This is a genomic window from Dokdonella sp., from assembly GCF_035511235.1.
In the GTDB taxonomy this organism is placed as follows: domain Bacteria; phylum Pseudomonadota; class Gammaproteobacteria; order Xanthomonadales; family Rhodanobacteraceae; genus Dokdonella.
Window position 1 is genome coordinate 87,262 of sequence record NZ_DATKFQ010000004.1, and the last position, 12,058, is coordinate 99,319.

13 protein-coding genes and 1 tRNA gene are annotated in these 12,058 nt (G+C 69.3%); 3 read left to right on the top strand and 11 right to left on the bottom strand.

The window, feature by feature from the left end:
• Positions 1-48: 48 nt before the first annotated feature.
• The 3 genes from VMR06_RS01730 to rplM form a co-directional block, all read right to left on the bottom strand.
• Positions 49-122 (bottom strand) — tRNA-Gln (locus tag VMR06_RS01730).
• Positions 123-203: 81 nt separating this feature from the next.
• A complete protein-coding gene (gene rpsI, locus VMR06_RS01735) occupies positions 204-596 on the bottom strand; it encodes a 30S ribosomal protein S9 (protein WP_325372347.1) in 393 nt (130 codons plus the stop codon).
• A 67-nt stretch (positions 597-663) separates the two neighbouring features.
• On the bottom strand, positions 664-1,092 hold the full coding sequence (gene rplM / locus VMR06_RS01740; protein ID WP_325372349.1) for a 50S ribosomal protein L13: 429 nt from the start codon (positions 1,090-1,092) through the stop codon (positions 664-666).
• 257 nt (positions 1,093-1,349) lie between these two features.
• Here rplM and coq7 point away from each other — a divergent pair, with 257 nt between their 5' ends.
• Complete coding sequence (coq7, locus tag VMR06_RS01745; protein WP_414648041.1) at positions 1,350-1,991, top strand: 2-polyprenyl-3-methyl-6-methoxy-1,4-benzoquinone monooxygenase; 642 nt, start codon at positions 1,350-1,352, stop codon at positions 1,989-1,991.
• A 290-nt stretch (positions 1,992-2,281) separates the two neighbouring features.
• Here coq7 and speD read toward each other — a convergent pair whose 3' ends face one another.
• Positions 2,282-3,067: an adenosylmethionine decarboxylase gene (speD, locus tag VMR06_RS01750; RefSeq protein ID WP_325372457.1), complete on the bottom strand. Its 786-nt coding sequence runs from the start codon at positions 3,065-3,067 to the stop codon at positions 2,282-2,284.
• A gap of 426 nt (positions 3,068-3,493) precedes the next feature.
• Between speD and crp the strand changes: the two genes are divergently transcribed.
• On the top strand, positions 3,494-4,108 hold the full coding sequence (crp, locus tag VMR06_RS01755; protein ID WP_325372459.1) for a cAMP-activated global transcriptional regulator CRP: 615 nt from the start codon (positions 3,494-3,496) through the stop codon (positions 4,106-4,108).
• A gap of 10 nt (positions 4,109-4,118) precedes the next feature.
• Here crp and VMR06_RS01760 read toward each other — a convergent pair whose 3' ends face one another.
• From VMR06_RS01760 to ybaL, 6 genes are all read right to left on the bottom strand, one after another.
• Complete coding sequence (locus VMR06_RS01760) at positions 4,119-4,628, bottom strand: GNAT family N-acetyltransferase (RefSeq protein WP_325372351.1); 510 nt, start codon at positions 4,626-4,628, stop codon at positions 4,119-4,121.
• Positions 4,625-5,419, bottom strand: a complete 795-nt coding sequence (gene trpC / locus VMR06_RS01765; protein ID WP_325372353.1) for an indole-3-glycerol phosphate synthase TrpC — start codon at positions 5,417-5,419, stop codon at positions 4,625-4,627. Before trpC ends, VMR06_RS01760 begins: the two co-directional genes overlap by 4 nt.
• On the bottom strand, positions 5,420-6,457 hold the full coding sequence (gene trpD, locus VMR06_RS01770) for an anthranilate phosphoribosyltransferase (RefSeq protein WP_325372355.1): 1,038 nt from the start codon (positions 6,455-6,457) through the stop codon (positions 5,420-5,422). It abuts the gene before it with no gap.
• A gap of 176 nt (positions 6,458-6,633) precedes the next feature.
• Complete coding sequence (locus tag VMR06_RS01775) at positions 6,634-7,212, bottom strand: aminodeoxychorismate/anthranilate synthase component II (protein ID WP_325372357.1); 579 nt, start codon at positions 7,210-7,212, stop codon at positions 6,634-6,636.
• A gap of 380 nt (positions 7,213-7,592) precedes the next feature.
• Positions 7,593-7,745: a hypothetical protein gene (locus VMR06_RS01780; RefSeq protein ID WP_325372359.1), complete on the bottom strand. Its 153-nt coding sequence runs from the start codon at positions 7,743-7,745 to the stop codon at positions 7,593-7,595.
• Positions 7,746-7,875: 130 nt separating this feature from the next.
• A complete protein-coding gene (gene ybaL, locus VMR06_RS01785; protein WP_325372361.1) occupies positions 7,876-9,675 on the bottom strand; it encodes a YbaL family putative K(+) efflux transporter in 1,800 nt (599 codons plus the stop codon).
• 295 nt (positions 9,676-9,970) lie between these two features.
• On the opposite strand from ybaL, the gene VMR06_RS01790 reads away from it, so the two are divergent.
• Positions 9,971-10,447 carry a hypothetical protein gene (locus VMR06_RS01790; RefSeq protein ID WP_325372363.1) on the top strand — a complete coding sequence of 159 codons (477 nt, stop codon included), beginning with the start codon at positions 9,971-9,973 and terminating at the stop codon, positions 10,445-10,447.
• Positions 10,448-10,680: 233 nt separating this feature from the next.
• On the opposite strand, the gene VMR06_RS01795 is transcribed toward VMR06_RS01790, so the two are convergent.
• Positions 10,681-12,024 (bottom strand): DEAD/DEAH box helicase, encoded by a 1,344-nt coding sequence (locus VMR06_RS01795; protein ID WP_325372365.1) that lies wholly within the window; start codon positions 12,022-12,024, stop codon positions 10,681-10,683.
• Positions 12,025-12,058 lie beyond the last annotated feature (34 nt).

Here is a 12,058-nt window from a genome sequence, read left to right on the forward strand (position 1 = left end):
CGGCAATCCAGCAACAAAAAAGCCCCTGCCGAAGCAGGGGCTTTCGAGTGGCTGGGAGACTAGGATTCGAACCTAGATAAACGGAGTCAGAGTCCGTTGTCCTACCATTAGACGATCTCCCAATAACCGGGGGCCACAGTGGCAAAACCACCGTTCTGACGGCCTGGAATCGGCCGCCGGCGATGCCGGCGGGCGTTCCGTGCTTAACGCTTGGAGTACTGGGTCGCGCGACGCGCCTTGTGCAGGCCGACCTTCTTGCGCTCCACTTCGCGGGCGTCGCGTGTCATGAAACCGGCCTTGCGCAGCGGCGACTTCAGCGTTTCGTCGTACTCGACCAGCGCGCGGGCGATGCCGAGGCGGATCGCACCGGCCTGGCCGGTCGTGCCGCCGCCGGCGACCGTGACGAGCACGTCGAACTTGTCGGTGGCCTGCACCAGCTCGAGCGGCTGGCGCACGATCATGCGGGCCGTCTCGCGACCGAAGAACTGGTCGAGCGTCTTGCCGTTGACGACGATGCTGCCGCTGCCCTTGCGCAGGAAGACCCGCGCGGCGGAGGACTTGCGACGACCGGTACCGTAGTTTTGCTCAATAGCCATGTATGGGAAACCTAGCGTACGTGTGAGGCCCGCACCGCGACGGGCAGGCTCCTGCGAGGACGGCGCCTCAGAGATCCAGGGTCTGCGGCTGCTGGGCCGAATGCGGATGCTCCGCACCGGCATAGACCTTGAGCTTGCGGAACATCGCGCGGCCCAGCGGATTCTTCGGCAGCATGCCCTTCACGCCGATCTCGATCACGCGCTCCGGATGGCGGGCCAGCATGTCCTTGAGCGAGGTCGTCTTGAGGTTGCCGATGTAGCCGGTGAAGCGATGGTAGTTCTTGTCGGTGAGCTTCTTGCCGGTCACCGCGATTTTCTCGGCGTTGATCACGACCAGGTAGTCACCGGTATCCACGTGCGGCGTGTAGATCGGCTTGTGCTTGCCGCGCAGGCGGGTCGCGAGTTCTGAGCAGAGGCGGCCGAGCGTCTTGTTGGTAGCGTCGACCACATACCAGTCGCGCTGCACGGTTTCGGGCTTGGCGCTGATCGTTTTCATCGGAAACACCTTGATCGCCCGGGATACGGGCTGGTCCAGAAAATAAAGACGCGGGATTATAGGGGCGAACGCTGAATTGCGCAAGCCATCGAGCGCAATCGGCGCCCCTCCCGGCGGGGGCGGCATTCTGGCACATCCGGAAGTCTTTTTGAGCGGCGGCGGCGGCTTTTTTTCGCGGCCGCGATCGGCACCGGGCGCGGTTCACGGCGGCGGACGTTAGACTGGCCGCCCGAACCGACCCGACGGAGCCGCCCATCGTGACCGCCTCGCTGTCGATCACCGACCGTCTGCTGGTGGCTGTCGAGCGCGCGCTGTCGACCGTGACCGAGCCCGAGCCGGCTGCGGCGCGGCCCTCGCCGGCCGAGACGGTGCCCGACGCGCCGCTCGATGCGGACGACCGCCGTCATGCGGCCGGCCTGATGCGCATCAACCACGTCGGCGAGGTCTGCGCGCAGGCGCTGTACGTCGGCCAGGCCGCGGTCGCGCGTACCGAAGACCTGCGCCGTCATCTGATCGAAGCCGCCGCCGAGGAGACCGACCACCTCGCCTGGTGCGGCGCGCGCCTGCGCGAGCTCGACAGCCGCCCCAGCCTGCTCAATCCGCTCTGGTACGGCGGCGCCTGGCTGATCGGCGCCGGCGCCGGCCTGATCGGCGACCGGCTCAGCCTGGGCTTCGTCGTCGAGACCGAGCGCCAGGTCGAGGCCCATCTGGCCGGCCATCTCGACGCCCTGCCCGCCGCCGACATGCGCAGCCGCGCAATCGTCAGCCGGATGAAGGAAGACGAGGCGCGCCATGCCGATCACGCGCAGGCGGCCGGTGCCGCCGCGCTGCCGGCGCCGCTGCCGCTGCTGATGCGCGCCGCGGCACAGCTGATGCGCACGGTCGCCTACCGGATTTGATCGAGCCGGATCTGATCGGCCCGAACCTGATCGATTCGACCGGACCGGTCGATCGCACCGGCGCGGCGGCGCTCGCGACGACGCCGCGCCCGGCCGGATCGCGGTGAACGCGCGGCCGGCCGGCTCGCGCAGCGCTCCCCTTCCGGAGCGTGGCACTTCCCGCCAGCACGCCTCGATCGTCGCCGGGCCCGCATCGGCCGCGGCAAGGTCCGACGCGCGGACCGGTGCGCCGGAAAGCAGGACGGCCCGCCAGAGGCGGGCCGTCGGATCGCGCGGGTGCAGCGGAACGCTCAGACCAGATTGCGTCCGTGGAACAGCTCCTCGATCTCGCGCTTGAGCAGCGACTCGATGCGCTGGCGCTCCTTGAACGAGAGGTCGTCGGCGTTGGCCTCGAACAGATAGGTGTCGAGGTCGAAATCCTTGATGTGCATCTTCGTGTGGAAGATGTTCTCCTGGTAGACGTTGACGTCGAACATCTCGTACTTGTGACGGATGTGCCGCGCCAGGTACTCCTGCACCGAGTTGATCTTGTGATCGATGAAATGCTTGCGGCCCTTGACGTCGCGGGTGAAGCCGCGCACGCGGTAGTCCATGATCACGATGTCCGACTCGAAGCTGTCGATCAGGTAGTTCAGCGCCTTCAGCGGCGAGATCACGCCGCAGGTCGCCACGTCGATGTCGGCGCGGAACGTCGCGATGCCGTTGTGCGGATGCGTCTCCGGATAGGTGTGAACCGTGATGTGGCTCTTGTCCAGGTGCGCCACGACCGCGTCGGAGATCACGTCCTTGCCGAGCTTCTCGACGATCGGATGCTCGGAGATCAGGATCGTCACGCTCGCGCCCTGCGGATCGTAGTCCTGGCGCGCAACGTTGAGGATGTTCGCGCCGATGATGTCGGCGACGTTGGTGAGGATCTTGGTCAGGCGATCGGCGTCGTAGGCTTCATCGATGTACTCGATGTAGCGCTGGCGCTGGTCTTCGGACACCGCGTAGCAGATGTCGTAGATGTTGAAACTGAGCGCCTTGGTCAGGTTGTTGAAACCCTGCAGCCGCAGCCTCGGAATGGGCTTGACCACCACCGTCACCTCGTCGTGATGCGACCAGGCCGCGGGCCTGTCGCCGGAAACTGAACCCGTCGGATCGCGGCGCGCGACCACCGCCGCTCGACCGCACTCGTCCTGCCTCGCGACGTCGACGCGGGTCGACGCTGCCTCGGCAAGGCCGCGGATTATGTCCCAATCGAATCGAAGGCGAAACATCGCCTCGATGAATTATGAGTGACGACTGCCACAATCGGTTTCCTCCATGTAAGATGACGTCGCACCGTACTGTGGCGTGACTCGCAGACGCGTGGGGAACCATGCGTCACGCCCGGTGACGCATCCGGATGCCATGTGCAGGGGAGATCCAATCACGTGAACGCGGCCGACTTCAAATACAACCTCCAGCGCAACGTTTCCCGGGTCCAGGCCCCGCCGTTTCTCACCCCCGACCGCGCCGCGATGGAGCGCTTCCTCAGCGCCTGTCATCGACGACGCTACCCCAGCAAGACCGTCATCGTCCGCCCGGGCGACACCGCCAACATCCTCTACTACATCATCGAAGGCTCGCTGACGATTTCGTCCGAGGACGAGGAAGGCCGCGAACTGATCCTGGCCTATCTGAACCGCGGCGAGTTCATCGGCGAGATGGGCCTGTTCGTCGAGACGCCGCGACGCGAAGTGCTGGTGCGCACGCGCACGCCGTGCGAGTTCGCCGAGATCGGCTACGAGCGCATGTTCAGCCTGTTCGAGGGACCGCTGCGCGAGGAATGCCCGAAGATCCTGTTCGCGATCGGTTCGCAGCTGACCAACCGCCTGCTGCACACCAACCGCAAGGTCAGCCGCCTGGCATTCATGGACGTCACCGGCCGCGTCGCCAAGACGCTGATCGACCTGACCGACGAGCCGGACGCGATGTCGCATCCGCAGGGCACGCAGATCCGCATCTCGCGCCAGGAGATCAGCCGCATCGTCGGCTGCTCGCGCGAGATGGTCGGCCGCGTCCTCAAGCAGCTCGAGGAACAGGGCATGATCACGGTGTCCGGCAAGACGATCGTGGTGCTCGGCACGCGCTGAGCGGCCGACGTCAGCGCTCCGCTTCGGCGGGGCGCCAGACCATATAGACGTCCGCGCGCCGGTAGTGCGAAGGCTGCGGCGGCGCCTGCTGCACGAAGCCGCTGCGCCGGTACAGATGCAGCGCAGCGGTCAGCCGGCTGTTGGTCTCGAGGAACAGCCGCCTGCCGCCGCGGCGGCCGAACGCCGCGATCGCGGCCTCGATCAGCCGCCTGCCGATGCCCTGCCCGTGGCGCGCTTCGTCGACGCTCATCTTCGACAGCTCGAACGCCCCGTCCGCTCCGGCCAGTAGCGCGCAGGTGCCGACCACCTCGCCAGAGGCGTCGACCGCGAACAGGATCTCGCCGCCTGCATCGATGACGCGGGTCTGCGGATCGGTGAGCACCGGCAGATCGGCCGGCTCGACGCCGAAGTAGCGCTCGAGCCACTGCAGGTTCAGCCGCCGGAACGCCTCGGCCCATTCGGGGCGGAACGGCTCGATCCGCACCGCGCCCTCGTCCGCATCCGGCGCTGCGGCGCTCATTCGAGCGAGAACAGGCGCGCCAGTTCGTGTCCGGGATCGACCGCGCGCATGAAGCTCTCGCCGACCAGGAACGCGTCGATGCCGGCATCGCGCAGGCGGGCCACGTCGTCCAGCGTGCGAATGCCGCTCTCGGCGACCAGCAGGCGGTCGTACGGCACCAGATCGCGCAGGTCGACCGAGGTGTTCAGCGAGACCTCGAACGTGCGCAGGTTGCGGTTGTTGATGCCGATCAGCGGCGCCGGCACGCCGAGTGCGCGCTCGAGCTCCTCGCCGTCGTGCACCTCGACCAGGACGTCCAGATCGAGATCGGCGGCGAGCAGGCACAGCTCGAGCAGGGCCGCGTCGTCGAGCGCGGCGGCGATCAGCAGGATGCAGTCGGCACCGATCGCGCGCGCCTCGTAGACCTGGTACGGATCGATCGTGAAGTCCTTGCGCAGCACCGGCAGCTCGCAGGCCGCGCGGGCCTGCTGCAGATAGGTCTCGCTGCCCTGGAAGAAGTCGGCGTCGGTCAGCACCGACAGGCAGGTCGCGCCGCCGGCCGCGTAGCTGCGTGCGATCGCGGCCGGGTCGAAGTCCGCCCGGATCACGCCCTGGCTCGGACTGGCCTTCTTGACCTCGGCGATGACGGCCGGCCGGCCGTCCTCGATCGCGGCCTCGATCGCCGTCGCGAAGCCGCGCGTGTCGGGCAGATCGGCGATGCGCGCCGACAGCTCGGCCAGTGGCACGCGCGCGCTGCGCTCGGCGATTTCCTCGACCTTGCGCGCGAGGATGCGTTGCAGGACGTCACTCATTCAACCTCCTTTCGCGATGCGTTGGGTCGTCGCCACGAACTGATCCAGCCGGGCCCGCGCCGCGCCGCTCGCCAGGGCCTGCCGTGCGCGGATTATGCCTTCGGATATCGATCCGGCCACGTCGGCCGCGTAGAGGGCCGCGCCGGCGTTGAACGCGACGATGTCGCGGACCGCGCCGGGGACGTCGGCCAGCGCCTCGAGCACGCGCTCGCGCGACTCGGCCGCGTCGGCGACGCGCAGCTGCCGGCCGGACGCCATCGCGAAGCCGAACTCCTCCGGATGGATCTCGTATTCGCGCACGACGCCGTCGCGCAGCTCGCCGACCAGGGTCGCGCCGCCGAGCGAGATCTCGTCGATGCCGTCCTTGCCCCAGACCACCAGCGCGTGGCGCGCGCCAAGCCGCTGCAGCACGCGGACCTGGATGCCGACCAGATCCGGATGGAATACGCCCATCAGCACGTTCGGCGCGCCGGCCGGATTGGTCAGCGGCCCGAGGATGTTGAAGATCGTGCGCACGCCCATCTCGCGCCGCACCGGCGCGACCGCCTTCATCGCCGGATGATGCGTCGGCGCGTACATGAAGCCGATGCCGACCTCGGCGATGCAGGCCGCGACCTGCGCCGGCGTCAGCTCGATCGCCGCGCCGAGCGCCTCGAGCACGTCGGCGCTGCCGGACTTCGAGGACACGCTGCGGTTGCCGTGCTTGGCCACGTGCGCGCCGGCCGCGGCGGCGACGAACATCGCGGCGGTGGAGATGTTGAAGCTGTGACCGCCGTCGCCGCCGGTGCCGACGATGTCGACGAAGTGCTCGGGCGCATCGACCGCCACCGGCGCGGCGAGCTCGCGCATGACCTCGGCTGCGGCCGCGATCTCGCCGACGGTTTCCTTCTTGACGCGCAGGCCGGTCAGGATCGCGGCCGTCATCGCCGGCGAGACCTCGCCGCGCATGATCTGACGCATCAGGTCGATCATCTCGTCGTGGAAGATCTCGCGATGTTCGATCGCGCGCTGCAGCGCCTGTTGTGGAGTGATGGGCATCGACGAATCCGTGGAGCGCGCCGGTGCGGGCGCGTGGCTGAGAACCTACCATCTTGTCGGCGCGACACAAGCCCGCAGCGCGATCGGACCGGATTTGGCCGTCCAATCCGTGATCGACTGCCGCCGGACCGGCGATCGCGGCGGCATCGGACGCACCCGATCGTGCCGCGGCCGGCTCAGGCGCTCAGGAAATTGCCGAGCAGCGCGTGGCCGTGCTGGGTCAGGATCGACTCGGGATGGAACTGCACGCCCTCGACGCCGAGCGAGCGATGGCGCAGTCCCATGATCTCGTCGCGGTTGCCGTTCTCGTCGACGGTCCAGGCGGTGACTTCCAGGCACTCGGGCAGCGTGTCGCGCTCGACGACCAGGGAGTGGTAGCGCGTCGCCTCGAACGGATCGGGCAGACCGCGGAACACGCCCTGGCCGTCGTGATGGATCATCGAGGTCTTGCCGTGCATGATCCGCCCGGCCCTGACCACGCGGCCGCCGAAGGCCTGGCCGATCGACTGGTGGCCGAGGCAGACCCCGAAGATCGGCACGCGCCCGGCCAGCTCGGCCAGCACCTGCAGCGAGACGCCGGCCTCGTTAGGCGTGCACGGCCCTGGCGAGATCACGATGTGCGAGGGCTGCAGCGCGGCGATCGCTGCGACTGAAAGCTCGTCGTTGCGCACGACCTTCACGTCCTGGCCGAGCTCGCCGAAATACTGGACGAGGTTGAACGTGAAGCTGTCGTAGTTGTCGATCATCAGCAGCATGGCGGCGTCCGGGTCGGTGCCCGGCATCGGGCGCCGCGGCGGTACGAAGGTGCGTCGCGCGCGTCGGCGCGGCGAGGCGCGCGCATTATCGGCCGAACGCGGCCGCCGCCGATAGTCGCCGCCGATGACGTCTCTTCGCCGGCCGCGTACGGCACAGGCGCGGCAGCTGCGTCTGGTGCGTGCCCGGTCGTCGCCGCCGGCGCCATCGCGCCGGAGGTCTGTCACAACGGCGGGTGCATGCACAGGCGGCCCGCTCGGCTCGATCGAACACGTAGGCTCAGCGCTTCTTCGCGGCTGCCGGCCGTGCGCGCATCGGCCGCTCCTGCGTACTCGGGGGCTCGCCGATGCCGCCCCTTCGTTCGGCGCGGGGCGGAAATCCCCTAGCCGTTGCCGCGTCCGGGTTTGCGATCGGGATCGTTCTGCGGCTCGTCGGGGCGGCCTTCGCCGGGGCCTTTCGGCGGAGGGGAACGCGGACGCGGATTCTCGTTCGGATAGCCGGGAGCGGGCTGTCGGCGCGGGTCGGTCGGATTCATGTCCGGACTCCTCGTGTCGGAAAGGCGGCTCGCTCGGCGGCGACCCGGCCCCGGATCATCCGCACGCGCGGCTGAATTCGACGCGAACCTCCTCCTGCCGGCTGCACGGCGCCATCGCGCAGCGCCGCGCTCAGGCCGCCTGCGGACTGTCCGGCGCCGACGTCGGCGGCTGACCGGCGGCATCGCCGTGCTGCAGGCGCGGCGCGAGGCGGATCAGCGATTCGACCGAGTCGCACATGCTGCGCGCGATCTCGCTCTCGCCCATGATCGTCGCGTCGGCGCCGGCCTTGAGCAGATAGGCGACCTCCTCGTCGGAGTGCGCGCGCGCGAGGATCGCCAGCGCCGGATTGACCTCGCGCGCGTGGCGGATGATCGGCCCGGCCTCGAGCGTCTGCGGAATCGCGACCAGCAGCACCAGGGCGGTCGGCAGGTTCGCGTCGGCCAGCACCTGCGGCGCCACCGCGTTGCCGAGGATGCACGGGATGCCGAGGCCGCGCGCGGCGATGCAGTCGTCGCGGTCGGACTCGATCAGCACCAGCGGGATGTCGCGTTCGTGCAGCGCCTTGCCGACGCGCGAGCCGACGCGGCCGAAGCCGATCAGGATGATGTGGTCGCGCGCCGGGATCAGAGCGCGATCGGGCAGGAAGTCGTCGTCGGCGGCCGCGGCCGCACGATCGGATTCGGCCTGCAACTCGGCCGCCTTGGCCGCCTTGGCCGCGCTCTTCTCGGCATCGCGCCGCGCGGTCCAGCGGTCCAGCGCGACGAACAGCATCGGGTTGACGATGATCGACAGCAGCGCGCTGGCCAGGATCAGGTTGCGTCCGTCCTCGCTGAGCAGGCCCAGGCTGACGCCGAGCGCGGCCAGGATGAACGAGAACTCGCCGATCTGCGCGAGCGCGGCCGCGATCGTCAGGCTGGTCTGCAGCGGATGGCCGAACGCACGCACGATGAACAGGGCGCCGAGCGACTTGCCGACCGTGATGATCAGGAACGTCGCGAACACGGCGACCGGCTGCTCGAGCAGGATCATCGGATCGAACAGCATGCCGACCGAGACGAAGAACAGCACCGCGAACGCGTCGCGCATCGGCAGCGAGTCGTTGGCGGCCTCGTGGCTGAGCTTGGACTCGTTGAGCACGACGCCGGCCAGGAACGCGCCGAGCGCGAAGGAGACGTCGAACAAGGCCGAGGACATGTAGGCGACGCCGAGCGAGATCGCGAGGATCGCCAGCGTGAACAGTTCGCGCGAGCCGACGGCGGCGGTGCGCTCGAGCGCCCAGGGAATCACGCGGCGGCCGACCGCGAACATCAGCACGATGAACAGCGTGACCTTGGCCAGGGTCCAGCCGAGCGCGCCCAGGATGCTGGCGGTGTCGCCGGCGACGCCCTCCTCGACCTTGCCGCCGAGCAGGCCCGAGACCGCCGGCAGCATGACCAGGACCAGGACCGTGACCAGATCCTCCACGATCAGCCAGCCGATCGCGATGCGGCCGCGCATCGTCTCGAGCAGGCGGCGCTCCTCGAGCGCGCGCAGCAGCACGACGGTACTGGCGACCGACAGGCAGATGCCGAAGATCAGGCCGGCGCCGACGGTCCAGCCGAGCACCCAGGCCAGCAGCATGCCCAGACCGGTCGCGATCGTGATCTGCACGATCGCGCCCGGTATCGCGATCTTGCGGACCGACAGCAGATCGCTGAGCGAGAAATGCAGACCCACGCCGAACATCAGCAGGATTACGCCGATCTCCGAGAGCTCGTTCGCCAGCGCGGCATCGGCGACGAAGCCGGGCGTGAACGGACCGACGCAGACGCCGGCGACCAGGTAACCGAAAAGCGGAGACAGGCGGAGCCGCTGCGCGACCATGCCGAACGCGAACGCAAGCACGAGGCCGGCGACGATCGTGGCGATCAGCGGCGTGTGATGAGGCATGGACTCTCCCTGACTGAACGGCCGAGGCCTGCGATCGGCGTCTTCGGCGACGCGGCAGGCACGACGGCGATCGCGATCCGCGGCGATCGCCAGAGTATGCGGACGATCGATGAAATTCCAAGCGATATCGTCGCGACGGATCGCATCGGCGGCGCGGCGGCCGGCGCCGGGGTATAAGAGCGCCGGCCGTGCGATAGCGGATGCCGCGCCGGCGCTGGTACGCCGCGTCCGATCGGGTTAGGGTTTTCGCGCACGGGCCGCACCGTGTGTCGCCACCGCAAGCCGGAGTACCGCCATGAATCGCCTGCGCCCGATCGCACTTGCCGTGCTCGCCAGTACGCTGATCGCCTGCGGCGAGGAGGCACCGCCGCCGCGGACCGCGGCTGCGCCGACTGTCCCGGCCGAGGCCGCCGAAGCGTCAGCCTGGCTCGGCGCCCACGACCCGACGCCGCCGGCGCGGTGGCTGATCGACCATTTGCCCGATCCGGCACGCGTGGCCGGACCGACGCCCGAGGACGTGACCGTGCAGCTGCTGGCGGCCGCGGACCGCTATCGCGAGACTCCGCGCATGATCGCCAATCGCGCCGTCCAGCTGCAGACGATGCTCGCCGAGGAAGGCATCGGCGAGGACGCTTCCTCGCTGTTGACGCTGCTGGCCAGGCTGCCGCCGGACAACCGCGTCAGCTTTTCGGCCGACTGCCAGCATTACTACAACCTGCGCGTGCAAGGACTCGATCGCGAACAGGCCCTGGCGCGTCTCGCCGCATCCTGAGCCACGGCCGCCCGGGACGCGGGATCGCGCGCGGGCTCGCTCGGAAACCGTGGTCCGGCGGCCACGGCCGCATTACCCTGCCCTGTCACTCGGGCGCCGCATGCATGCGCGTGCCGTGGCGTGGCGACCGGCAGCAAAAAGGCGGCCGCGAGGCCGCCTTTCCGATCGCAACCGGCGAATCGCGGTGCCGCACGGGCCGACGCAGACGCGGCGGCCCGACCGCAGGCGTTCCCTTAGCGCGCCGTGCCGTTGCCGCGCCGCGAACCGTCGCCGCGCGCGCCGCCGGCATGCTTCTTGTGGCCGGCATGCGCCTGCGGCTTGGCCGCGCCGCCGCCACCGCCGCCGCGCGAACGCCGCGAGCGCTTGGCCGGACGCGCGCCGGCAGGACGCTGGCCGCCCGGGCGCTGCACGTTGCCGCCACGGCCCTCCAGATCGAGCGGCCGGCTCGGTGCATAGCCCTCGACCTCGGCGATCTCCAGCTCGTTCTTGAGCATGCGCCGGATCGCGCGCAGCAGCTCCGACTCATCCGGCGCGACCAGCGAGATCGCCTCGCCGCTGGCGCCGGCACGGCCGGTGCGGCCGATCCGGTGCACGTAGTCTTCGGCGACCATCGGCAGATCGAAGTTGATCACCAGCGGCAGCTGCGGGATGTCCAGGCCGCGCGCGGCGACGTCGGTGGCGACCAGCACGCGCGCCTTGCCCGACTTGAAGTCGCCGAGCGCGCGCAGGCGCTGGGCCTGGCTCTTGTTGCCGTGGATCGCGACCGACTCGATGCCGGACTTGGCGAGCTGCTCGGCGAGGCGGTTGCAGCCGTGCTTGGTGCGGCCGAACACCAGGACCTGCTCCTGCCAGCGTGCCGCCAGGATGTCCACCAGCAGATCGCGCTTGCGTACCGCGTCGACCGGATGCACGCGGTGCGCGACGGTGCTGGCAACGGTATTGCGCGCGGCGACCTGCACCTCGCGCGGGTCGCGCAGGAATTCCATCGCGAGCTTCTTGATCGCGTCCTCGAACGTCGCCGAGAACAGCAGCGTCTGGCGGTCCGAAGGCAGCTTGACGAGGATGCGCTTGATCGCCGCCAGGAAGCCCATGTCGAGCATGCGGTCGGCCTCGTCGAGCACCAGCGTGCGGATCTGCGAGAGATCAACGCTGCGCCGCTCCATGTGGTCGATCAGCCGGCCCGGCGTGGCGACCAGCACGTCGACGCCGCGGCGCAGCGCGTCGATCTGCGGCTGCATGCCGGCGCCGCCGTAGATCGTCGTGCTCGACAGGCGCAGGTACTTGCCGTACGTGCGCAGGCTGTCGTGCACCTGCACGGCCAGCTCGCGCGTCGGCGTCAGCACCAGCGCGCGCGGACGGCGCGGGCCGCCGGCCGGCGGCATCTGCGCGAGCCGCTGCAGCAGCGGCAGCGCGAACGCGGCGGTCTTGCCGGTTCCGGTCTGCGCGCCGCCCATCAGGTCGTGGCCGGCCAGCGCCAGCGGAATCGCTTCGGTCTGGATCGGGGTCGGCTGCGTGTAGCCCAGTTCGGCGAGCGCACGCGACAGCTCGGGCACCAGCCCAAGGGTTTCGAAAGACATGGACATACTCCGTTCTGCGACCCGGAGCGTTCCC